General features: G+C 66.7%; 30 protein-coding genes. 23 read left to right on the forward strand and 7 right to left on the reverse strand.

Annotated features, from left to right (window positions below; all coding sequences use genetic code 11):
- Nucleotides 1-29: 29 nt before the first annotated feature.
- Nucleotides 30-1,727 (forward strand): phage minor capsid protein, encoded by a 1,698-nt coding sequence (locus AC04ME_RS17340; RefSeq protein ID WP_475436258.1) that lies wholly within the window; start codon nt 30-32, stop codon nt 1,725-1,727.
- A 178-nt stretch (nt 1,728-1,905) separates the two neighbouring features.
- Here the strand turns inward: AC04ME_RS17340 and AC04ME_RS17345 are convergent, their stop codons facing one another.
- Complete coding sequence (locus tag AC04ME_RS17345; RefSeq protein ID WP_475436260.1) at nt 1,906-2,475, reverse strand: hypothetical protein; 570 nt, start codon at nt 2,473-2,475, stop codon at nt 1,906-1,908.
- Here AC04ME_RS17345 and AC04ME_RS17350 point away from each other — a divergent pair.
- From AC04ME_RS17350 to AC04ME_RS17360, 3 genes are read left to right on the forward strand one after another with little or no spacing between them, the layout of a single operon-like run.
- On the forward strand, nt 2,474-3,127 hold the full coding sequence (locus AC04ME_RS17350) for a hypothetical protein (protein WP_475436263.1): 654 nt from the start codon (nt 2,474-2,476) through the stop codon (nt 3,125-3,127). The genes AC04ME_RS17345 and AC04ME_RS17350 overlap by 2 nt on opposite strands.
- Nucleotides 3,128-3,149: 22 nt before the next feature.
- Nucleotides 3,150-4,160 carry a major capsid protein gene (locus tag AC04ME_RS17355; RefSeq protein ID WP_475436266.1) on the forward strand — a complete coding sequence of 337 codons (1,011 nt, stop codon included), beginning with the start codon at nt 3,150-3,152 and terminating at the stop codon, nt 4,158-4,160.
- 13 nt (nt 4,161-4,173) lie between these two features.
- The gene (locus AC04ME_RS17360; protein ID WP_475436268.1) at nt 4,174-4,596 is read left to right on the forward strand and encodes a hypothetical protein; all 423 of its coding nucleotides are present in this window, start codon (nt 4,174-4,176) and stop codon (nt 4,594-4,596) included.
- Between the two features lie 53 nt (nt 4,597-4,649).
- Here AC04ME_RS17360 and AC04ME_RS17365 read toward each other — a convergent pair whose 3' ends face one another.
- On the reverse strand, nt 4,650-4,853 hold the full coding sequence (locus AC04ME_RS17365) for a hypothetical protein (protein WP_475436269.1): 204 nt from the start codon (nt 4,851-4,853) through the stop codon (nt 4,650-4,652).
- A 42-nt stretch (nt 4,854-4,895) separates the two neighbouring features.
- Between AC04ME_RS17365 and AC04ME_RS17370 the strand changes: the two genes are divergently transcribed.
- The 12 genes from AC04ME_RS17370 to AC04ME_RS17425 are packed head-to-tail and all read left to right on the forward strand — an operon-like array spanning nt 4,896 to nt 14,071.
- A complete protein-coding gene (locus AC04ME_RS17370) occupies nt 4,896-5,387 on the forward strand; it encodes a hypothetical protein (protein WP_475436271.1) in 492 nt (163 codons plus the stop codon).
- A gap of 2 nt (nt 5,388-5,389) precedes the next feature.
- Nucleotides 5,390-5,809: a head-tail connector protein gene (locus AC04ME_RS17375; RefSeq protein WP_475436274.1), complete on the forward strand. Its 420-nt coding sequence runs from the start codon at nt 5,390-5,392 to the stop codon at nt 5,807-5,809.
- A 9-nt stretch (nt 5,810-5,818) separates the two neighbouring features.
- Nucleotides 5,819-6,163, forward strand: coding sequence for a hypothetical protein (locus AC04ME_RS17380; RefSeq protein WP_475436277.1), 345 nt, complete (start codon nt 5,819-5,821; stop codon nt 6,161-6,163).
- Nucleotides 6,164-6,170: 7 nt separating this feature from the next.
- Nucleotides 6,171-6,536, forward strand: a complete 366-nt coding sequence (locus AC04ME_RS17385) for a hypothetical protein (protein ID WP_475436279.1) — start codon at nt 6,171-6,173, stop codon at nt 6,534-6,536.
- Nucleotides 6,529-6,942 (forward strand): hypothetical protein, encoded by a 414-nt coding sequence (locus AC04ME_RS17390; protein WP_475436280.1) that lies wholly within the window; start codon nt 6,529-6,531, stop codon nt 6,940-6,942. The genes AC04ME_RS17385 and AC04ME_RS17390 overlap by 8 nt, the downstream gene beginning before the upstream one ends.
- 45 nt (nt 6,943-6,987) lie before the next feature.
- A complete protein-coding gene (locus AC04ME_RS17395) occupies nt 6,988-7,743 on the forward strand; it encodes an IPT/TIG domain-containing protein (protein ID WP_475436282.1) in 756 nt (251 codons plus the stop codon).
- Nucleotides 7,744-7,765: 22 nt separating this feature from the next.
- Nucleotides 7,766-8,218 (forward strand): hypothetical protein, encoded by a 453-nt coding sequence (locus AC04ME_RS17400; RefSeq protein WP_475436283.1) that lies wholly within the window; start codon nt 7,766-7,768, stop codon nt 8,216-8,218.
- Nucleotides 8,219-8,265: 47 nt separating this feature from the next.
- Complete coding sequence (locus AC04ME_RS17405; protein WP_475436285.1) at nt 8,266-8,598, forward strand: hypothetical protein; 333 nt, start codon at nt 8,266-8,268, stop codon at nt 8,596-8,598.
- Nucleotides 8,525-11,431 (forward strand): phage tail tape measure protein, encoded by a 2,907-nt coding sequence (locus AC04ME_RS17410; RefSeq protein ID WP_475436287.1) that lies wholly within the window; start codon nt 8,525-8,527, stop codon nt 11,429-11,431. Before AC04ME_RS17405 ends, AC04ME_RS17410 begins: the two co-directional genes overlap by 74 nt.
- A 2-nt stretch (nt 11,432-11,433) precedes the next feature.
- Nucleotides 11,434-12,192, forward strand: a complete 759-nt coding sequence (locus AC04ME_RS17415) for a hypothetical protein (RefSeq protein WP_475436288.1) — start codon at nt 11,434-11,436, stop codon at nt 12,190-12,192.
- 9 nt (nt 12,193-12,201) lie between these two features.
- Complete coding sequence (locus AC04ME_RS17420; protein WP_475436290.1) at nt 12,202-13,284, forward strand: hypothetical protein; 1,083 nt, start codon at nt 12,202-12,204, stop codon at nt 13,282-13,284.
- On the forward strand, nt 13,277-14,071 hold the full coding sequence (locus AC04ME_RS17425) for a DUF4097 family beta strand repeat-containing protein (protein ID WP_475436291.1): 795 nt from the start codon (nt 13,277-13,279) through the stop codon (nt 14,069-14,071). Before AC04ME_RS17420 ends, AC04ME_RS17425 begins: the two co-directional genes overlap by 8 nt.
- On the opposite strand, the gene AC04ME_RS17430 is transcribed toward AC04ME_RS17425, so the two are convergent.
- Together AC04ME_RS17430 and AC04ME_RS17435 are read right to left on the reverse strand one after the other, a co-directional pair.
- Nucleotides 14,068-14,478, reverse strand: a complete 411-nt coding sequence (locus AC04ME_RS17430; protein ID WP_475436293.1) for a DUF732 domain-containing protein — start codon at nt 14,476-14,478, stop codon at nt 14,068-14,070. The genes AC04ME_RS17425 and AC04ME_RS17430 overlap by 4 nt on opposite strands.
- Complete coding sequence (locus AC04ME_RS17435; protein WP_475436295.1) at nt 14,475-14,621, reverse strand: hypothetical protein; 147 nt, start codon at nt 14,619-14,621, stop codon at nt 14,475-14,477. Before AC04ME_RS17435 ends, AC04ME_RS17430 begins: the two co-directional genes overlap by 4 nt.
- 52 nt (nt 14,622-14,673) lie before the next feature.
- On the opposite strand from AC04ME_RS17435, the gene AC04ME_RS17440 reads away from it, so the two are divergent.
- From AC04ME_RS17440 to AC04ME_RS17470, 7 genes are all read left to right on the forward strand, one after another.
- Complete coding sequence (locus AC04ME_RS17440) at nt 14,674-15,153, forward strand: hypothetical protein (protein WP_475436297.1); 480 nt, start codon at nt 14,674-14,676, stop codon at nt 15,151-15,153.
- Nucleotides 15,153-17,252: a hypothetical protein gene (locus AC04ME_RS17445; RefSeq protein WP_475436298.1), complete on the forward strand. Its 2,100-nt coding sequence runs from the start codon at nt 15,153-15,155 to the stop codon at nt 17,250-17,252. The genes AC04ME_RS17440 and AC04ME_RS17445 overlap by 1 nt, the downstream gene beginning before the upstream one ends.
- 11 nt (nt 17,253-17,263) lie before the next feature.
- Complete coding sequence (locus tag AC04ME_RS17450; protein WP_475436299.1) at nt 17,264-17,950, forward strand: hypothetical protein; 687 nt, start codon at nt 17,264-17,266, stop codon at nt 17,948-17,950.
- Nucleotides 17,951-18,054: 104 nt separating this feature from the next.
- Nucleotides 18,055-18,924 carry a hypothetical protein gene (locus AC04ME_RS17455; RefSeq protein ID WP_475436301.1) on the forward strand — a complete coding sequence of 290 codons (870 nt, stop codon included), beginning with the start codon at nt 18,055-18,057 and terminating at the stop codon, nt 18,922-18,924.
- Nucleotides 18,924-19,412 carry a hypothetical protein gene (locus tag AC04ME_RS17460; protein WP_475436303.1) on the forward strand — a complete coding sequence of 163 codons (489 nt, stop codon included), beginning with the start codon at nt 18,924-18,926 and terminating at the stop codon, nt 19,410-19,412. The genes AC04ME_RS17455 and AC04ME_RS17460 overlap by 1 nt, the downstream gene beginning before the upstream one ends.
- Nucleotides 19,405-19,830 (forward strand): hypothetical protein, encoded by a 426-nt coding sequence (locus AC04ME_RS17465; protein ID WP_475436304.1) that lies wholly within the window; start codon nt 19,405-19,407, stop codon nt 19,828-19,830. The genes AC04ME_RS17460 and AC04ME_RS17465 overlap by 8 nt, the downstream gene beginning before the upstream one ends.
- 12 nt (nt 19,831-19,842) lie before the next feature.
- The gene (locus tag AC04ME_RS17470) at nt 19,843-20,349 is read left to right on the forward strand and encodes a hypothetical protein (RefSeq protein ID WP_475436305.1); all 507 of its coding nucleotides are present in this window, start codon (nt 19,843-19,845) and stop codon (nt 20,347-20,349) included.
- A 76-nt stretch (nt 20,350-20,425) separates the two neighbouring features.
- On the opposite strand, the gene AC04ME_RS17475 is transcribed toward AC04ME_RS17470, so the two are convergent.
- From AC04ME_RS17475 to AC04ME_RS17485, 3 genes are all read right to left on the reverse strand, one after another.
- Nucleotides 20,426-20,602 (reverse strand): hypothetical protein, encoded by a 177-nt coding sequence (locus AC04ME_RS17475; RefSeq protein WP_475436307.1) that lies wholly within the window; start codon nt 20,600-20,602, stop codon nt 20,426-20,428.
- A gap of 465 nt (nt 20,603-21,067) precedes the next feature.
- The gene (locus AC04ME_RS17480; RefSeq protein ID WP_475436309.1) at nt 21,068-21,340 is read right to left on the reverse strand and encodes a hypothetical protein; all 273 of its coding nucleotides are present in this window, start codon (nt 21,338-21,340) and stop codon (nt 21,068-21,070) included.
- A gap of 70 nt (nt 21,341-21,410) precedes the next feature.
- Nucleotides 21,411-21,749, reverse strand: a complete 339-nt coding sequence (locus AC04ME_RS17485) for a DUF7882 family protein (protein ID WP_475436310.1) — start codon at nt 21,747-21,749, stop codon at nt 21,411-21,413.
- Nucleotides 21,750-21,813: the final 64 nt, after the last annotated feature.

The raw sequence follows: 21,813 nt of genomic DNA on the forward strand, positions 1-21,813 counted from the left end.
GCTGATAAGCCAGCTCGGAGGGGATCGACGTGGCTGTGTTCGTCCCGAACCCCGAGCGCGAGTCCGTCGAGGAGCTGATCGAAGATCTCTCCCGATACCTCGCCCAGCGGTACAGGGACGCCGAGGACACGCTGATCCGCGAGGTCGCGAAGCAGGCGATCCGGGACTTCCAGCTTGCCTCGCTGCTCCCTACCGCTCCCGGCGGCATGGGGATGACGGCGGCCGAGCGTCGGCACTGGAACCGCATCAACGCGGAACTCAACGCACACCGTGCAGCGGCAGCTCGTGAGCTACAGGCCGTCGCCATGCAGATCGTCTCCGACCTCCGCGCCGAGGATCTCGCAGACCGCGTCATCCGCATCGCCGCAACCGAGGGCGAGGCTGCCGCTGCTGCCGCGCTCCGCTTCGCCGGGGTCAACGCGGTCGCACCGATCGCGGGCACAGCATCCCAGGCCGTCGCGATGGTGGCCCTGTCGCTCGAGTCGCGGCTCGAGGTGCTCAATCAACGCCTCACCCGATACCCGCAGGACGCCTACCAGCGGATCGTAGCCCTGTACTCACCGAACACGCTCCTCGGGGTGACGACGTCGCGCGTGCAGCAGGCGTCCGCCGTGCAGCGGTTCCTCTCCGAGGGCATCACCGGGTTCGTCGACAAGTCGAACCGCCGCTGGACGATCGGCGCGTACGCCGAAATGGCCGGCCGCACCACCGTGAACCGGGCGTTCAACGACGCCGGGATCTGGCGCATGGGTCAGGCGGGCATCAACCTCGTCACCGTCGTCCGCGGGCTCGACTCGTGCAGGAAGTGCGCGTCATGGGCGGGGAAGATCCTCTCCACCGACGGCTCCCCCGCTGGCGTCCGCTCCCTCCCCCACTCGACCCGCGATCAGACGGTCACCGTGGCCGTCGCCGGTACGGTCGCTGAGGCTCGCGCTGCAGGCTGGGGACACCCGAACTGCCGGTGCCGTCTTGTCGCCTACTCCCCCGGTCTCACGGTCCCGCAGGACGACACCACGTATGACGAGGTCGCCGAGAAGGAACGCGCGCAGCAGCGGGCGTTTGAGCGGGAGATCCGGTCAGCGAAGCGCCGCGAGGCGTCAGCGATGACCGACACCGACCGCCGGAAGGCTGCACAGGACGTGCGTGCCGCTCAGGCCGATATGCGGGACTTCATTCGCGACACCGGTCGGACGCGTCAGTCGTACCGTGAGCAGCTCGGGTTCGCCGACGGTCGCGGCCCGGTCGGACGCGCGAGCGCCCCGACTCCCCCGAGGCCACCTGTGCCGCTCATCGCTGGCGATCGTGTCTCCGCTCGCACGCTCGGCGATGTCCGCCCGTCGAACCGCGGCACACAGACCGTGCCGACTGGGGCGTTCCCCCGAGCGCACGAGCTCGCGACAGGCGAGCGACTGGCCCGGGCTGGCATCAGCCCACGGTGGCGGGTCGAGGACTTCACCTACGGCGTGAAGAACCCCGACGTAACGATCGACGGTCAGGTGTGGGACTTCAAAAGCCCCGAGGGTGCCGGGAAGAACACGATCTCGAACCAGTTCTCGCGAGCGAAGGAACAGGGCGTGCGTCGCCTCGTGCTCGACCTCGCCCGGAGCCCGCTCGACGGGCCGACCGCGATGGCCGAGACTCGCCGCCGCCTGGCTGGAAGCGACTGGTTCTCCGAGGTGATCTTCATCGACCGCGCCGGCACCGTGACCCGGCTCACCAAGGAATGACGAACGCGGCCCGGCTGTCCGAGGGGACTGCCTGCCGCGTTCACCACGATTCTACCCCGCCCACCTGGGCGGGGGCTAGACCATCCCGGCTGGGGTCAACGCTGGCTCCGGTTCTCACGCGAAGGCTGCTCATCACTGCGTCCACCTTTCGGCGCTAGGTAGATCTGCCCCGCCGGGATCACTCTTTGGGCTTTCGATCACTCGGCATCCCAGGATCGGCCATGTTTGTGTTTCCTCCCGAGATCACAAATGCGATCGCCACGGCGAGACCGACGGCCGATGTGAGGATGACGGCGGCCGCCGAATCCCACCCCGACTCGACGAGGTCAGGCCAGATCAGGAACAGGACGAGCGTCCCAGCAGCGATCGCGACGACTCCTACCGAGAGGAAAAACGCTTGGCGCCGTCGGGTCGGAGCGGTGCGAACCCAGCGTGCTACACGCTTGGCCAACATGTCGCGAGACCTCTCGAGCACGACCTTCTCCGCCGACGCCGGCATTCCTGTTATGACCTCATTCAGTGCCTTGAGTTGACGCAACTCGGCGGACTCACCTCGATTGTTCAGCAGCGCTACACCGAGTGCAGCCACCGCGGCAACGAACGCAGCGAACAACGGGACCCATGCATCCATGCGGCGATCGTATCGCCCCCCACGCTCCGTGCCGTCGTCGGCCCTGCACTGCGACGGCACGGTCTGACTCCTCACGCGCAGGGCGTCGAGGTCCCTAACGAGCAGGAGGCTCACCATGGCAACACCCACGAAGTACCGCCACCCGGTCGCGATCGACCGCGACGGCATGGCCCAGATCGGCCCGACGCTGTTCCAGCTCCGCGGCATCCGCTTCGCCGAGGGGGAAGGAGGCGACGCGCCGGCCGCTCCTGCCGCTCCCGCGGCCCCGGCACCCGCAGCACCTGCCCCGGCGGCTCCAGCCGCACCGGCTGCTCCTGCTCCGGCGGCTCCCGCCCCGGCCGCGCCCATCAACTACCAGGGCAGCCCGGACGACTACGTGCGCGAGCTTCGCGGCGAGGCACGCACGCACCGTGAGGCACGGGAGGCAGCGGAGAAACTCGCCACCGAGCGTGAGCAGGAGAACACCACGCTCGCTTCGGAACGCGATCAGCTCCGCCGTGACAACACGGTCATCCTTCGCGCCGGCGAGCTCGGAGCGAAGGCCGCCGCGCTCCTGGACTCGAAGGAGTTCACTACAGCTTTCGCCGCTGTCGACCTGACTGACCCGGTCGCCGTCGACAAGGCGATCACAGACGCGCTCGAGAGGAACTCGGCGTTCAAGGCAGGACCGATCCTCCCCGGCACAAGCGGTGGCGGGCATCAGGGCGGATCCGGCACCACACCCACACCCACTCTGCAAGGCGCCGTCGCGGCGCGGATGCAGGGCTAGCTCCCCGGAAGGGAGATGAATCATGCCCGTTACTCTCGCTGAGAGCAAGAAGAACGCCGTCGAAGACCTCGACGTTGCCGTGATCGACGAGTTCCGCAAGGAGACCGCGATCTTCGACAGCCTCGTGTTCGAAGACGTCGTCAACCCCGTCGGTGGCGGCGCGACGCTCGACTACGGCTACCGCCGTCTCGAGACGCAGCGCAACGCCGCATTCCGTGCCTACAACACGGAGTACACGCCCGAGCACGTCACGACCACGAAGCACTCCGTCACCCTGGCTCCCCTCGGTGGCTCGTTCGAGGTCGACCGTGTGCTCGCCAAGGTCGGTCCCGCCGCATCGGGCAGCATCGCGCTGAACATGCAGCAGACCATCAAGGCGACGACCACGAAGTTCCAGGACGCCGTCATCAACGGTGACGTCGCAACCGACGCGAACGGCTTCGACGGCCTCGACAAGGCGCTCACCGGCACCTCGACCGAGGTCGGCGTCGGATCCGTCATCGACTGGCGCGACTTCGACTCGAACCCGCGCGCCGAGCACAAGGCGCTCGACGCGATCGACGAGTTCCTCGCGTACCTGGACGGCGCCCCGTCGGTCATCCTCGGCAACAAGCGTGCGCTCGCGCGCGTTCGTGCCGCGGCCCGTCGTGCCGGCATGTACACCCGCAACCCGGTCGAGGGCCTGTTCGCAGACCTCGAGCAGAAGGTTCCGGTCACGCGTGAGATGTACGGGAACATCGCGTTCCTCGACCCTGGCTCGAAGCCCGGGACGAACAACCCGATCATCCCGATCGTCACCCGCACCGTCGCGACGGTCTCCACCACCGGCCTCACCGACCTCTACGCCTATCGCGTTGGGATCGACGGCTTCCACGGTGTCTCCACCGTCGGCGGACAGATCATCCAGACCTGGATGCCCGACTTCACCACCTCTGGTGCTGTGAAGAAGGGCGAGGTCGAGATGGGCCCCGTCGCCGTCGCCCTCAAGAAGACCAAGGCCGCCGCGGTCCTCCGCAACGTCCGCGTCCAGTAAGGAGAGTCCGACCATGGCTAAGCCCAAGGTGAAGACCATCAAGACCCCCGTCGAGGGGTTCACCGGCCTCGTCGCAGGCGTGCATTTCGTGGACGGCGTCGGCAAGACCGACGACGAGTCCGCGATCGCTTACTTCGAGCGCCAGGGATACGGAGTCGGCGACGAGCCTGCCCAGGATCCCTCCGACCCCGATCGGAAGTACCCCGCTGGCGATCCATCCGACAAGTGGAAGAAGGCCGAGCTCCTCGCCTACGCCACGGACAAGAAGATCGACATCGGCGACGCGAAGACCGTCGAGCAGATCTGGGGCGCGATCAAGCCCGGTGGCACTCCCTACAAGGGCGTCACCACCCCCGACGGGAAGGCGCTCGTCAACGACAGCACCGACCCGGCGGATCAGACCGTCAAGGACCAGGCAGACCTGCCTGTCAAGTGACGTCACCGCTCCCGGTGCGGCGTGTATTCGCCCGCCGCACCGGGAGCACCACCTCAGCCTCGGTCGACCGCCCACACCTCGTACATGCGGTCCTCAGCGCCAGGCACTCGCGCACCGTCGAAAAGTGTCGACCCGTCGAACTCGATCGAGAGACGGACCGCTTCATCCGGTAACCACGTCCTGCTGATGATCTCCCCGCTATCCCATGCCGCGGGATCGTCGACGAACCACACCTTGTCTTCGCTCAAGTCGTCCATGCGCTGAGCGTATCTGCTGCCGTCTCATCGAAGGAGATCCTTGTGCGTATCACTCACCCCACCCCGCATCCTGGCCGTCAGCACGCGCTCGGCGTCGACTTCCGCGACGGTGTCGCCACCGTCGACAGCCTGCACCCGGAACGCGAGCTCGCTCTCCGCCAGCATGGGTTCAGCATCGAGGCTGACCTCGGCGTCGAGGCCCCGTTCCAGGAGGCGCTCGGCGAGCCGATCATCGACCTCACGGCGCTCACCATCCCGCAGCTGCGCGACATCGCAGAGACGGAGGGTGTCGATCTCCCCGCGAAGGCGCTCAAGGCCGAGATCGTCGAGATCCTCGCCAGCACCTCGCAGCCGATCCCCGGCGCCACCCAGAACGCGGACGGCAGCTGGACCATCGAGGGCGAGCCGGTCCCCGAGGGCACTGAACTCGTCAGTCCGTTCGGCACCTACCAGCGTCCCGACGGCACGATCGTCGGCGACGGAACCAGCCTCGTCACCCTCGACCTGGCCGACGAGGTCGCGGAGACCGACTGACCATGGCGACCCGCACCTACGCCACCCCCTCGGACTACACGAAGTATGCCGAGGAGGACTGGGACGGCGACCCCGAGGTCCTCAAGAAGCGCCTCCGCTCGGCGTCCATCGAGGTCGAGAAGCTCACCCGCCGCGCGATCTACGACGTCGACACGGACGGGTACGCCACCGACGCCGGGATCTCCGAGGCGTTCACCGAGGCGACGGTCGCGATCGCGGAGCACTGGAGCATCACCGATGACCCGACTGGCGCCGAAGCGGCCGCCGGTGCGGTGAAGATCGGCTCCGTCTCGCTCGGCACGACGTCCTCCTCGTCCGACGGCCTCACCGACCACCAGAAGCTGCTCCGTCGTATCGGCGACCGCGCCTTCGACATTCTCGCGAACGCCGGTCTCATCGGCGGCGCGATCGCTCACACATAGGAGGCTGTCGTGGCACGGTTGCGCGCGAAGCATCTCCCCCACCGCGTGAGCATCAAGCCGCACGAGGGCGACGGCGCCGAAGGTGACATCTGGGGTGAGCTCCGCGAGGACCGCCCTGCGTACGTCGAGCAGAAGACGCGCCTCGTCGTCGACCGCCGCGGCAACTCCCCTACAAAGGGCCAGGAGGTCACCGCCACGGCGTTTGTGGTGCTGCTGCTCGAGGACGACACACAGCCGCGCTCCCAGGTCACCGTGTGGGCTGGGACACCGCGCGAGCGCACCTCCGAAGTGATCGACTCCGCTCGCTTCGAGTACCCCGGCACCCCCTCGCACATCGAACTCTGGCTGGAGTGAGGTCACCATGGGCGTTCGCGCGACCGTCACGATGACGAACAACTTCGGCGGCGTGACCGAGGAGATCGAACGCCGCCTCGTCGCGGGCGAGAACAAGGCCGCAGAGCGCGGCATGGCACTCGCCGTCGACCGCTCCCCCTGGGATCAGGGGACACTCGCAGGCGCGCACACGGTGGAGCCCGCGACGGACTCGCAGGAGGGCGCGGCGATCATCGTCGACACGCCCTATGCGACCCGTCTGCACGAGCACCCCGAGTACGACTTCTCAACCGACGCGAACCCGAATGCCGAGGGCAAGTGGGTCGAGAACGCGATGGTCGAGAACAAGGCCGAGCTCGGCGACATCATCCGTACGGAGGTGCGCGGTGGCTGACGCACCCGAGATCATCCTCAACCGCGCGCTCGCACAGCTCCTCCACGACCACAACCTCGCGGTCTACAAGCCGAGCGGGGCGATCGTCGAGCGCGGCATCCGCCTCGACGGCATCATGCCGACGACGGTGAGCGAGTTCACGCTCCTCACCCCGCTCCGCCCGATCCCGGACGGTCGAGCCGACATGACCTACCGGGCGCAGATCTTCACGCGTCGCAAGGGCTCACCGAACGACGTCCGATCGTGGGCGGCTGAGCTGCGGGCACTCCTCGATCAGAAGGAGTACCGGCCCGCCGTGCTCGGCATCTCGTGGTCGTGGGAATTCTCAGCGACTGACTTCGACCCCGACTCGCAGGGCCGCTCCGCGACCGCCGCGACCTACCACTTCCGCGGGCGCCGCCCGTAGAACCGCCGGAAGCGCCGGCACTCATCACAACCGAAGGAGACTCCCATGGGAGATCGCACTCTCCACGACACGACGGCGCCCTCCCAGGGTTCCCTCGCGCTCGCCCACCAGCGCCTGCTGCGCCAGAAGCTCGCGGGCGTGTTCGTCAACGTCACGGGCGACATCAACAACCTCGCCCTGAACCCGACTCCGATCACCACGCAGCGTGAGGTGTTCGGCACGAAGGGCCGCAACTCCACGGAGATTATCGGCTACAACTTCGCGCCGTCGTTCAACGTCGAGGTGGTCCGTGACCCCGTCACCGGCATGATCGTCGCCGCGCAGGCGTGGCTGCTCGATCTGATCAACGCCGCCTACTCCGAGGGCGGCCTGAACAAGCGCGAGTTCCAGATCATCACCGATGCCCTGGACGAGCGCTTCCCCGCCTTCGAGGGGCTGTTCTCCGTCGCGGTCGCTGAGGCGAACACGGGCTACGCCGACAAGGCGCTGCTCACGTTCACGCTCAACAACGACGGTGTCGTGCGTCGGCTCACCGAGTCGCCCATCGCGGGCGACGGCGAGCCGGTCCTCGAGACGGCATCGCCCACCGGTCAGACGGTCGGTGACCTGATCGTCGTTCGCGGCTACAACCTCACCTCGACGGTCTCCGCCACGATCGACGGTGCCGCAGTCACAGAGTTCCGCGTGATCGATGACAACGCGATCGTGCTCCAGATCCCCGCGGCCGTCGCCGGTTCCGCACCGATCATCATCACCAACTCCTCGGGCGCATCTACCGCCCTGCCGTACACCGCGGCCTGATCAGAAGGAAGCAGGGATCCTGATGATCGACGCAACGAAAGACGGCCGGAACCTCGTGCTCACCATGGATGGGGTGGATCCGTTCGTGATCCGCCCCCTCCCGGGGCACGCCGGCCGACAGATCACCGACACGTACCTCACGGTCACCAGTGGCGGAGGGGCGGCTGCCGAGCTCACCGCGGCGCTGCAGATGGCTGTCGACGGTGCTGTCCTCGACGGCGACCGTTGGGTGCCGCGGCCCGACGCCGAGCAGACGAACTTCAACCGCATCGGCATGGAGCTCTCGCAGGACGAGGCCGAGCTGATCATCATGCCGGCGTTCTTCTGGCAGACGGTCCTCGGACTCGACGGCGTGAAGACGTACATCGAGGGTGGTGAGGGCCTCGCCGGCACCCTAAAAGCAGTTCGGGCGTTGACCGCACGTCTGGGCCTCTTGGTCCGGCGGACATCGCCCGTGGCGTCGAACGAGGACTGATCACCCCCCTGGGGAAGCCTGACGCGAACGGCATCTACCCCGAGTACGTGTACTCGGCGGAGTGGAAGGCCGAGCGCGCCCAGGCGGTCACGCAGAAGGTCGACTCCGCGACCTCCGTCACGTCGAAGGAGCTGTGGGGACTCGCGTTCCCGGAGCTCTTCGGCGAGGTCGAACTCGACCTCGCACAGCACCATCTGATCCCCGACCTCGATCGGGCTCTCGACACGCACACCTGGCATTTCGTCCGCAGCGCGGTCGAACGGCTCCTCAACATCGACGGCTCATGGCTGCGGAAGGCGGTAGACGATGTTCGACGCCGGCGCGCTGGTCTTCAAGCTGATAACGGTCGGGAAGCAGGCATTCAACCAGGACCAGGCTGAGGCTGCCGCCGCGGTCGAGAAGACCGGCAAGGCGTCGGCGGAGTCCGCCGCGAAGGTCGACAAGCTCGGCACGTCCACGGACGAGACCGGCAAGAAGGCCCGCAAGACGAAGGCCGCGCAGGACGAGCAGGCGACCTCCACGAAGAAGGTAGGCGACGAGTCCGAGAAGGCCGACAAGAAGCAGAAGCAGCAGAAGGTCACCACCGAACAGCATGCCGCCGCGACGAAGGAACTGTCCACGGCCCTGCTGCTCGCGGGCACGGCCGCCGCCGCCATGGTGACGCTCGCTGTCGCAAAGAACACCGAGTTCGGCGCGGCCATGTCGAACGTGCGCGCCGCAACCATGTCGACCGCCAGCGAGCAGCGCGCTCTCGGCGAGGCCGCACTCGACGCGGGCGCGGACACCGCCTACAGCGCATCCGAAGCCGCCGCGGCTGAGGAGGAGCTCGCGAAGGCGGGCCAGTCCGTCTCGCAGATCATCGGCGGCTCGCTGAACGGTGCGCTCGCTCTCGCCGCTGCGGGTCAGCTCCAGGTCGCGCGCTCAGCCGAGATCATGGCGACCACGCTGACGCAGTTCCGCCTCCCCGCCGAGCAGGCAGCTCACGTCTCCGACGTGCTCGCCAGCGGCGCCGGCAAGGCTCAGGGCTCCGTCGATGACCTCGCCCTCGCACTCTCCTACGTCGGCCCCCTCGCCGGGTCCGTCGGGTTCTCGCTTAACGAGACGGCAGGCACGATCGCGTACTTCGCGACGCAGGGCATCATCGGCGAGAAGGCCGGTACGTCGCTGCGCGGCGTGCTCGCTTCGCTCCAGGCCCCGTCCGCTGCCGCCGCCGCCGAGATGGACAGGTACTCCATCAGCATGTTCGACGGCAACGGGAACATGCTGTCCATGGCCGGCATCGCCGAGCAGCTCCGCACCCGCCTGCGCGGGCTCACCGAGCAGGAGCGGCTCGCCGCGCTCGGCCGCATCTTCGGCAACGAATCCCTCAACGCCGCAACCCTCCTCTACGAAGGTGGCGCGGCGAAGGTCAACGAGTGGACGGCCGCGGTCGACGACTCCGGCTTCGCCGCCCGTCAGGCGTCGATGCGTCAGGACAACCTCGCAGGCGACATCGAGAAGCTCGGTGGCGCGTTCGACACTGCGCTGATCCGCACCGGATCCGCTGCGAACGACGTGCTCCGCGGGATGACGCAGTCGCTGACCGAGCTGGTCGACATGTACGGTGAAGCGCCCGAGCCAATCCAGGTGACGGCGGCCGTCCTCGGCGTCGCCACAGCGGCGATCCTGCTGTTCGCTGGCGGTGCCGTCGGCGCGCGGGCGAGGTTCCTCGAACTCAAGACCGCGCTCGACCAGACGTCCGTCAGCATGGGGAAAACAGCCGCGATCGGCGGTGCCGTCGGTCTCGCTCTGACGGGCGTCATCACCATCGTCGGCCTGCTCATGGCCGCACAGGCGGAGGCCCGTCAGAAGGCCGAGTCGTACGCTGATGCGCTCGAGCAGGGCGCCGACGCCGTTCGTGGCTTCGCCGCCGACAACCTCGTAGCGGAGAAGTCGTTCCTCTGGATCAACCGGGGATCGGCGGCCGACGCGGCCGAGAAGCTCGGGGTCAGCCTCGATACTGTCGCGGACGCCGCCACCGGCAACGCGAAGGCACTCGAGGAGGTCAACGCCGCGATCCAGAAGGGTCTCGACGAGAACTGGAAGCCCGCGAAGGACGCGAACTTCGAGCTCGCTGAGGCGGCCGCCGTGCTGCAGGAGAACCTGAACGCGGAAGCCGAGGCCTACAAGAACGGCACACGTCAGGCTGCGCAGAAGAACGAGATCACGGAGGAAGGCGCGGAGGTCTCCAAGACCGCCGCCGACGCCTATCTCGACGAGGCCGACTCGGTGCAGGATCTGAACGCGCAGCTGCGTGACCTGATCGACACGATTGGCGCTGCCAACGGCATGAACCGTGACGCGGTGTCAGCGAACATCGACTATCAGGACAGCGTCCGGGAGATCGACGAGCAGATTCGCAACGTCGCGGACGGGGTCGAGGGCTTCGCCCGCGGCCTCGACATCACCACGGAGGCCGGCGCCGCGAACAAGGCGATGCTCGTGCAGCTCTCCCAGGACGCCTGGGACGCTGCCGCCGCTCAGCTCGAGCTCGACGGCGATACGGCTGCCTTCACGGCGACGCTCGAGGCTCAACGCCAGAAGCTCTACGACGCAGCGATCCAGATGGGTGCCAGCGAAGACGAGGCCGCGATCCTTCGGGACACGCTGCTGAGCATGCCCGACGCGAAGACCATTCAGGTTCTCGCTGAGACATCGCAGGCGCAGTCGAAGATCGGCGCGCTGTGGGACAGCTTGAACAGCCTCGCGGGCTCGACGTGGAACATTCCCGTCGCGACGGAGGTCGTAGGGCAGGGCACGGTACTACTTCCCGGACACGCGTCCGGCGGGCCCGTGGTTGGCCCGGGAACCGGGACGTCCGATTCGATCATCCGCCGCCTGTCGAACGGCGAGCACATCATCACCGCCGCCGAGGTTCAGGCTGCTGGCGGGCACAGGGGTGTCGAGACGTGGCGGCAGAGCCTCACCCGTGGGGGCGACGTCCCTGTGAGGACCGGGCAGGGAGAATCCGGTAGCGCAAGGTCCGGTGCTATCCCTGCGGGAGCGGCCAGTTACTCGCTGGGTTCTGCCCCGACGCCCGCTGCGGGCGCGCCCAGTGCCCTGCCCCCCATTCAGGTGATCATCTCGCAGAAGGGCGGCATCGACCTCTTGCAGTACATCGATATCGCGGTTCAGCAGCCGACCAAACAGCTCGGATTCGAAGTGGGGGGCTAGTGATGGTGCAGGCAGGCGCGATCGTCTCTCTCGGTAGTGGTCTGATCATCTACGGGGACTACTACCGAGGGATCGGGTGGCACTTCGAGGACTTCAACTGGAACGACCAGCCCGACGTGCGAGCGGACGATATCCCCCGGCCGCTCGCACACGGCGACTTCGCCCCGCAGACGTTCCTCGAGTCTCGGGATCTCACCATGCCGGGCTTCGTTGTCGCGAAGTCGCACACCCTCCTCCTCAAGGAGAGGAACAAGCTGCACCGGCTCCGCCGGCGCATCGTGCGCGTCACCGTCGAGGAACCAGGTTTGACAACCTGGGCCGACGCCGAGGTGCGTGTTGTCGAGTTCGCCGATCACGGCTTCGCCCCCGAGGCGCGGTTCCAGCTCAGCCTGCATATGCCCGACCCCCGCAAGTTCGGGCCGTCGGCGAAGGTCTTCGCATCAGGCGAGACGGTCTTCCACCGCGGCAACACGGATGCCGTCGCGGACGTCACCGTGACGGGGAACATGCCCTCCGGATACTCGATCCAGGGCCCGAGCGGGAAGCACTACGACGTCGCGCAGGCGCTCAGCGCCGGCCAGACGCACCGGATCGACTTCGAGACCGGCTACCTGTACCGCAACGGCGTGCTGCAGCCTGCGACGGCCGTCAGCCGCGCGGAGACCTGGCTCGTCCCGCCCGGTTCCGGATTCCCCATGTCCCTCGCCCCGGTCTCCGGGACGGGGACGCTCGCCACGAAGGTTCCGTACACGTCGACATAGGGGGTCCGCATGTGGGAGGTGTGGATCCACAACACCCGGTCGGGGTCGCCTGAGCGCCGCATCCCGGTCGCGTCGGCGAACTGGAATCGTCGCCTCGGCTCCCGCGGTTCGGCGACGCACGGCTTCGCTACCCGCGGGAGCGGCCTGCCGAAGTCGCTGATCAACGAGATCACCCGCGGCAACAAGTACACGATCGTGCAGCGGTGGGGCCGGCACTGCGCCTACGCGGGCGTCATCCGCGACGACCGCGCACCAGACAACTCCCCGATCCTTCCCCTCCGATCGAAGGAGCTCAGGGCCGCACTGTTCGAAGGCCGCCTCCCCCACGGAGTGAACGAGTACACCCCGAACGGCGCAGTCCTCGCCGTCGCGGGTCGCTCCTGGGCGGGTGCCATGCACGCGATCCTCAACAAGGGCACCAAGGGCGGGGCTGTCGCCGGATGGGAGCTGCCGATCGACCTACCCGCCGACGGCGCAGGCGGCTTCTCCGCCGAGTGGCTGTACGAGGAGGGCCTGTCGATCGGCGACATGATCAAGCAGGTCGAAGACGACGGCACCGAGACCGACCTCGCGCCCTACCTCACCGCTGGCGACTACCTCCGCTACGAGACGCGAGTCCAGTCGACCATTAACGTCGGCACGCCTTTCCTGCTCCCCTCGCGCGCGCCCGGGTCGATCATCACGAACCTCGAGCCAGGGAACGACGTCGACTCGCAGCGAACCGGCGTGCTCGGCTTCGGAAACGGATCGGGCGCCGACCGCCTCTGGGCGTACGCGCCCCAGACCGGCGACGGCATCCGTGACATGCCCGTCCAGGACGTGCAAGTCAGCTTCCCCGACATCTACGACCAGACCCGCCTGCAGCGCGCCGTGGATGCCGAGTTCCTTCGCCGCAACTATCCGGTCCGGCAGTGGGGCCTCGAGCTGCACATCAACACCTACGGACCAGCGATCGCTGACGCCGGCAGGTTGCTCGACGTGCACACGTTCGGCAGCGAACGCATCCCCGACGGTGTCCACCACCTCCGCAGCATCGGTCTATCCGGTGACATGAGCTACAAGGTCGCCCCGGAGGTGCACGTCTATGGTTGACGACGTCACGCAGAAGCTCGTCACCGCGATCCGGAACCTGCAGCACGATGTGCGTCGCCTGCTCTCTGGCCGGTGGTTGGAGAACACGTCCGTGCGCGGTGGCCGCCTCCGCTTCATCGGCGGCATCTTGCGACTCGACTCTGGCGCGCTCCTCGACCTCATCGGACAGTGGCGGCTCCGAGGCCCCGGCGCGATCACCGGCGACGTCTATTCCGAGGGCAAGTGGACGCAGGTCGGCGACTACGACTTCACCGGTGAGGGCGACCTCGCGGGCAACGTCACCATGTCGGGCGACTTCGACCTGACCGGCATGTTCAAGTCGGGGAACGTCCGCATCGAGGACGGGAAGATCCACGTCGGCGCGGGTGCTTCCGAGATCATCATCGACGGCGCTGACGGCAGCGTGACTGCCGGGAACGTGAAGATCAAGGACGGCAAGATCACCGTCGGCACTGGCGCAGCTCAGATCGTCATCGACGGCGCCACCGGGAAGATCACCGCGAGCGGCATGGCGATCGATCCAGCCGACGGCGGGAAGGTCACTTTTCCAGGTGGCGCTCAGCTCCGGGCAGACGTCGGCAGCGGTATCCAGATGCAGATCGGATCGGTGAAGATCTCCGCACAGACGAACTTCATTCAGCTAACGCTCGGAACTCGGTCACTCACCATCAATTCGACAGGGTTCCAATTGTCCAGCGTGCCTACCAAGACGGCCGCTGCTACCGGCCTGCCCGCTGGGGTTGCTCACCTCGACGGGAGCGGCAACCTGTTTCGCATCGTCCCTTAGACCTGGTCGGGGCAGAGTGAGAGACGCGCCGCGGTGATGATTGCGCCACTATCGGCGTAGATGTCGGCGCCGTTCTTCTGCTCTCCCTCGATGAGCGTGATCGTGTCCGACGTTTCACCAGCGCGGAGCCGTTCGCACGCTTCCATGCCCGCAGCGAGGAGCTGTTCGTCTGTCGCATCAGGGATGGTCGTCGGCGTTGGAAGGTTGTCGCGCACGTTATCGAGGAACGCCTGCTCCGCGTCGTCCCCTCCTGCCTCCTCGGGCGCCGGCGTCTCCGCCTCGAGGGGCGCGGCACTCTCGCTCTCGGCGGATGCTGCACGCTCGTCGCCCTCAGGAGCAGCTGTTCCGGCGCATCCGGTCAGGGCGAGTGCGGCGAGTAGTGCCAGTGCGGCGATTCGGTTCTTCATCGGTTCCTCCGGACGTAGTTGTCGAGCGCGCGTCGGATGACGTCGCTGATCGTCTCATCGTTCTTGTCGGCCGCGTCCTTGGCTTCATCCCAGAGCTTCTCAGGTACGCGGACCTGGCGAGCGACCATCGGCTGTTTCCCCATGCCGCAAGCGTACACACAAACGTAAATACAACACAAGACCCCAGGAGGGGAAATGCCACTCGTAACGGTGACCTATAAAGCCTGGGACCACAACCGGAAGGTCATCCCCGCCTCAGCGCAGCCGCGAGTCGGATTCCGTCCCCTCGCGACGAGCCGCGAAACCGGGCTCATGACCGACCGGGAGAACTGGGGCACCCTCGACCCGACAACGGGAGTTGGCGAGGTCAAGCTCGAGTCCTTCCCCGGGGTGCTGTACGTGCCCTTCATGGACTGGGTCATCGACGACACCGACGCGGATCCCTCCAACCGTGCTCGCGAGTACTGCGAATGGGAACCGATCTACCCCGGCGACGGCGGCCCCCTCGAGCAGCTGCCCGACGTAGTGAAGCTCTCTGGCATCTGGTACGGATTCGGCCCGCCGCCGGACGTGATCAAAACGCGTAACGACTCGCTCTACCTCAACATCACCGGCCCCGGCATTGGTATCTGGGTGCCCGAGTTTGCACGATTCTCCGAAGGGGTGGTGGTCTGATGGGCCTCGTTTACCTGGGATCGGTCGACGCCGCATCCGATGGGACCATGGCGTCGGTCACGAACAAGGTCAACTCCCTGTTCCGTGGCGCGCTGACCGACCTGATCGAAGTCGTTCTCTCCGACAACCCGACGATCGTCGCCGGCGCTCAGGCCGCGGCTGTCGCGGCGGTTGACGCGGCACTGGCGGAGGGGATCGCCACACAGCGCCTCGTCCGGTTCACAGACCCCGCAATCCCGCAGGTCGACCCGGCCCTGCAGTCGTCGCTGGCGGTCTTCTTCCTCAACGCAGCACGGCAGCTACTCGGTGGCTTCACCGAATCCGGACTGCTGCGCTTCCAGGGCATTGAGCTCCCCGACGGGTCTGTCACGCAGAGCCTCGAATCCCCGGAGTACTCGCGCCTGTCGGTGGGATCTAACCGCCGCGTCGGCGAGGACGCGCTCGGCCCGGACGGCAACACGCCCGCATGGATCATCAACCGGTGGCTTGCCCGAGTGGGCTTCGGAGGCAACCTCCCAAGCGTGACGCTCGTTGTCCGCCCCAACCCGGGGCCAGGGGAGTACGCCTCACCGAAGCTTGCGCACGACGCGATCACCGATTCGTCGGCGGCGAAGCGATACCTGATCCTGGTCTACCCAGGCGCGTACACGGAAACGGAGTGGACGCTCAAGCCGTTCACGACGACCGTCGGCGTCGGCGTGTACGGGTCGGTGATCCTTCGCGGCGAACTGCCCGATTCGGCAACCGACGCGCAGATCCAGGGCACGTCCACCGTGTGGTTCAAGGACACCGCCCGCATCGAGAACATCGTCATCACGGCGCGGAACATGCGATACGCCGTCCACTCCGAATCGTCCGGCGCGATCGTCGACTACCTGCACGAGATGAGCGGCTGCCACGTCGAGCACTTCGGCAACGACGGTGCTCGGGCATGGCGCACGGCGAACCCCGGATCGGGCATGTCGCCCTCAACGGTCTGGGCGTCGGATCGCGCCTGGGGGTACGGGGCGTCGTCCGGCGGAAGGGAACGGCACGAGAACACGACGTTCGTATCCCGACTCGACGCCTGGTACGTCCACGACAACGCGGACTGGTCGAAGCCCGCGAACCACGAGCTCATCAACTGCCGGATCATCGCAACCGATCCGGCTGGGCGCCTTCGGGTGGAGCCGCTCGGCTCGGGGCAGACCAGCCGTGTCATCGTCCGGGCGTCTGTGAACGACTTCCTGTACGTCAACGAGGCAGACACACCCTGGATCTCGACCGCGCTGGCGAACCAGGTCGCGAATCACTCGCAGATCCTGGTGACTGTGGAAGGGCTCGGCCCGATCGGCTTCCTGACGAGCGCGCGTGGCAAGGCGCTTCGGATCGAATCCGCATCGTCGGGTGCGTCATCGTCGGTCAGGCTGTCGGGAACTGCGGCTGCGGCGATTGTCGGCCGGGTGTTCACCCGTGATGGTGGCGGCGGACTCAAGGGTGAGGCGTGGGGAGAGTTCGATATCTCCGGGATCCTCGTCGGACCTGCCGGGACCACTCAGGTCGCGAACACTCTCGGCCGGCGTCTCGGTGACTGCACCACGGTCAACAAGACGCTCACCGTGACCGTCGACGGTGGAGCGCCCGTGAACGTCGTGTTCACGGGCAACCACACCGCGGACTCGAACGCCACGATCCTCGCCCTGATCAACGCGGCACTCGGGAGCGCTGCCACAGCATCGGAGTACTCGGTGTCGCAGGGTGAGACGTACCCGACGTTCCCGGATCGTGAGGTCACCGTCCGCAACGACGGCACGGCCGGCATCCCCCGCTTCGCCGCAGTGCGGACCTCGCCTGTGACGGGCCGCGCAATCCGAATCCACGGCACGGCAGATCCGGTGTCGGTGTTCGCCGGAATCGCTCTCGAGCCGATCGCGCCAGGCAAGACCGGTCGCGTGCTGAAGTCGGGACTCCTGAACACGCCCACGCAGCTCTACGGCTACGCCTCTGGCCTCGCGGTCGGCGCGCCGCTGTACCTGTCCGACTCCACCGCTGGCGCCTTCTCGGCGACCGGCACTCGTCAAGTCCTCGTCGGTCACCACACCGACTGGGCGCGTTTCTGAAAGGAACGACCATGACCGTCGCCAACAAGGTTCCCAGCCCATTCGATCTGACACTGCCGTATTTCATCCCCAACCCTGTGCTCGGCACGAACGATCTGATCCTCCGGTTCGTGTCCGAGTCGCTCCCCGCTCGGTCGCTTGGACCGATCAGCGAGTGGCCGTCGTACGGTGGGCCGAACCGGCGTCTCTACATGACGACGTCGGCGAACTACCCGACCCTGATGCAGGAAGGTGAACGGCGAATCGTCCGATTTGACGGTGTCGACGACCTGATGACTGTCGACTCGCCGCCCACGATGACGACGTGCACGGTCTATCTCGTCGCCAAGTTCTCGACCGTCGACGCGGCCCGTCACGTTCTCCTGAACATGGGTGGGGCGAACATCGGCATCGACGGATCCAAGATCAGAGTCTCAGGATCGAGCAGCACCATGCTGAGCACTCTCAACGTGAACGCCGCCGAGTGGATCGTCATCGCCGTCACCTTCAACGGGAACGACGTCACCCTCACCTACAAGACCGAAACGGTCAGCGCCACCATCACGGTCGGGGCGCTCAGCCTGTTCACCCTGGGCGGGACCGGTGGGTTGTGGTTCGGCGGGGGCGTCTTCGAAGCGAACGCGTTCGACAGCGTCCACAACGCGAGCACACGGACTTCCTACATGAACCAGCTTCGCGAGTGGTACAACGCCGCCTGACCGATCACTGCTCTCGGCCCCGCCGAGTAGCGCCGGAACGGAAGACCCCGCCTCGGGGTCTTCCGTTCCCAGACTTTCGCCCCGCCGTCGTGCGGGGCTTTCTCATGGAAGGGAGCGTCATGACGCTCGGATTTAGTGACGGGGCGTACAACCACGCCGAAGGCACCCGCAACGCCTTCGGCGCGCTCTCCGACGACCTCGTTCGCGAGGGGCACCCGCCGATGGTGTCTCGTTCCGGCGACCGCGAGCCCGCGGACCAGCTGCGCATCTGGCACGAGCGGATGACGCTCACGCCCGGTCGCCGGAAGGTCTACGGCCGGAAGTGGTGGCAGGGCCGCCTCTGGTATCAGATCCACCCGGACGCGGTCGGCATCCCGGACACCAGCAACCACGAGAAGCGCCGGTCGAACGACCTCCGCGCCCCGTACAACGCCGACACCGCGGCCGCACGCCGCGCGAAGGAACTCGCCAAGCGCCACAGCATCACCCGCGAGGGCGAGAACTTCCGCGAGCTCTGGCACTGGACCTTCTGGGGTCCGCTCGGAACCATCGGCGCCCCGGCATCCGCCGGCGGCGCCAACACCGCACCTGTCCCCAAGGAGGACGACATGATCGCAGCACGCATCACCGACGGCAACGGCGTGATTCACCACGCCGTCATCGGCGACGGGCGCCTTCGGCACCTGATCGACGCCGACGACCCTGAATGGGTGAAGGACGTCGTCACCGCTGACGACCGGTGGACAGAAATACCGATCCAGCGGCTCCCCTCGATGCTTCGCACCTACGGGTGCGACCTGCACATCTGGGACATCCGCAACGGGTCTTTTGTCGTGCTCGACCCGCTCACTGGCGTAGTCGCCCCGGGCATGGTCTGGACCGCCGTCAACGTGCTCCGCTCGACGGTCGCACAGATCAAGGTCACGTCGGAGCAGACCAAGGCGTACCTCGAGCAGCTCGCCAAGGCGGAGTGATGCGTCGGCTGTGGCGCGCGTCGATCTGGCATCCCGACGCGATTCCGCTGCACGAGCGGAAGTACGCCTCGCTCAAGCGTGTGTGGCTGCCGCTGTATGACGTGTTCGCGATGCTCGCCGGGATCGCCGCGATCGCGTACGGGTCGCGGCTGCTAGATCGGCTCTACGGGCCGTACACGGACACCATCGGAGCGTTCTTCATCGCCGTCGCGTTTGTCTGCCTGGCAGGTGTGGCGTTCCCTCGCCTCTGGGCTGTGGACCTCGCGGGCAAGTTCGTGCTCGTCGGCATGATCATCGCGTACATCGCCGCGATCGTGGTGTCACCGTCGCCCGAGCAGCTACTCGCCCGGGAGGCTCCGAGCTGGTTCATCGTGGCGATGCTCGCATTGAACCTGTGGCTTCCGTTCTGGCGTATCGAGAACCTCACCACCGAGTGGGCGGATCGGCGGGCGGACGAACGGCGGCGGAAGGCTCTGAGCGGTGAGTGACGGCGGAATGATCGCAGGCCTGATTGGGCTGTTCTCGGCGGTGATCCTCGCGCTGATCGCCCTGTGGCGGTTTCGCCGCAAGGATCGGGCGGACGCCCAGCAGGTAGAAGAAGGCACGATCTCGGGCCGGTTCAAGGACGCCGACGCACTCATGCGATACATCGATGAGCGCGTTGAGGAGCGCACCGCTGCACTGGCGACTGAGCTCGCCGAGATGAAGACGAAGCTCAGGACCGTGGGCCAGGAGTCCCACGAAATGCATGACGCCGTGCGGTCGCGCGAAACGCAGCTCTGGCTGTGGGATCAGCGCGGCCGCCCGGGGCAGCTCCCCATGCTCCCCGACCCGATCCTTCACCGCCTCGGACTCGGCTACCTCGCCGACGACGAATGGCACACCGAACCATCCAAGAAGACCTAGGAGGTCTGACCTATGAACACCATCTGGTTTCCGCTGCAGCGCGTGATCCGCACAGCCGTGCAGGTCATCGTCGGCGGCGCTGCCGTACTGGCGACGATCGTTCTCGTCGCGCCACAGATCATCGACGCGATCGCCGAAGTCGTACCCGGGCCCGTGATCGCCTGGGCGACGGCAGCAATCGCGACACTCGCCGCGATCAGCGCCGCTGTCGCGCGCGTCATGGCGATCCCCGCCGTGGACGAGTGGCTCCGCCGCCTCGGCGCGGGCTCCACGCCTGCCAGCGCCGTCACTATCACCCAGTTCGACGGCAGCGAGACCGGCCCCACCCGACGCCAGTACCGCGCGATGCTCGACGGTGCAGACACCGGTACCGACGACACGGCGGAGACTGGAAGGCTTATCGTCACGGACTCGCGGCCTGTCGATGCCGCACGGGCTGCCGTGGACGGGCAGCTTCCACAGGAAGTGGTCGACGACTGGATGACGCATCTGCGATCGTCCAAGGGTGAACCCGAGTAGAGCACACAGAAGACCCTCACTCAGCTTCGGCTGGGTGAGGGTCTTTCTGTCGTTTCTGGGTGCGCGACGGTCAGGCTCACGCATCCCTAGTGCTGTCTGACCGGGACTCGTCCTCCGGTATCTTGCTGAATACGCCCAGATCCGGGATGCCGACCTCGGCAACGTTCTCCAAGTCGATCGGGTCAGGCGGATACCCGTATACCGCCTCGAACCTCTCGGCTATCGTGTCCTTCTCGCCTTGGTCACTGGTCATGCTGCATCCTTCGCGTGGTCAACGAGACCTAAAGTACACCGGGTCGGGTGGGTGTCGTTCACCGCTCTGGCCACGCTGCGCCCGCGTGCGCTGTCGGGAGAAGGGGTTTCGCAACGGCCTGCGCATGAAGAACCCCCGGCCACTCTGGGGTAGGTGCCGGGGGCCCTTTCACCGGTGGCTGGGGGGTAACCACCGGGGTTCGCCACGGGCCAGGCAGTTCAAGATCAGAGTAAGCCGATCCCGATCCGGATGACCAGATCCACTTTGTCACTGGACAAGGGTGAGAGGCGGTCGTATCCTGCCTGCAGAGTGAATAGGGAGAGGTGCTGGGGAAACTCCTCGTTCCCGCTCTAGTCGCCCGTCGGCTGATTTCGGGCAAGGGTCGACGGGCGATACTCCCGGCCCGGATCTGAGCGGGATTCAGGGTACGACGCACGCACCAAAGTTGAGTGGGGCTCCCCAGAGTTACGTATCCCAGTCATTGACTTGGCTATTTGGGAACATCGCCTCGCTCTGTTCCCAGGGTTCAGGCGTGGTCGACACGACAACCCGAGTCGTGGGGACGATCAGCACGCTCACTCGCCGGTCTCCGCTCGAGAGATCCACGAATGCGGGACTCGATCCCGCCGCCTCTTCGATCTGGCCCATCACCTCGTTCAGATCTCGGTCGACCCCCAGCACGTAGGTCTGATCGTCGATGGCGATTTGTGTTCGGCCTGCTAACGGTGCTGGGGACATGCAGCGAACGCTACGCGCGGAGGGGCGATTCTCTGAGGGGGTTGTGCATCCGCTCGCCCGCGTCTAGCGACTACCCAATGAGAACCGAGTGTGCACCCGTGATAGGCGAGCCCGCATCTGGTTCGTGAACGAGATGCAGGCCCGTTGGCGAGTTCGCGGTGTAAGCGAGAGCGTCCACCCATGCCCGGTTGATCGACGGCTGCCGACCGCCGAAGTACCTGAACACCATCGAGCAGCCTGGGTGCAGCCAGACTGTCGTCCGCCCGCCTCCCGTGCTGGGGTCGTCGGTCCAGGTGAAGGTGAACGGCTCCCCACGTCGTAGCTTTGCGGTGATCACGAGTTGAATGTGGGTGAGGGCCCGGTCTTCGATCTCGACCTTCGGCCCACCCTCGTATACGAATCTGCCCATGAGTGGCCCTCCCGTGACCCCCGATGCATTCCGACAGATTCAGCGTTCCACGATCCGCGCGGAA

This window comes from Microbacterium sp. LjRoot205, assembly GCF_056175745.1.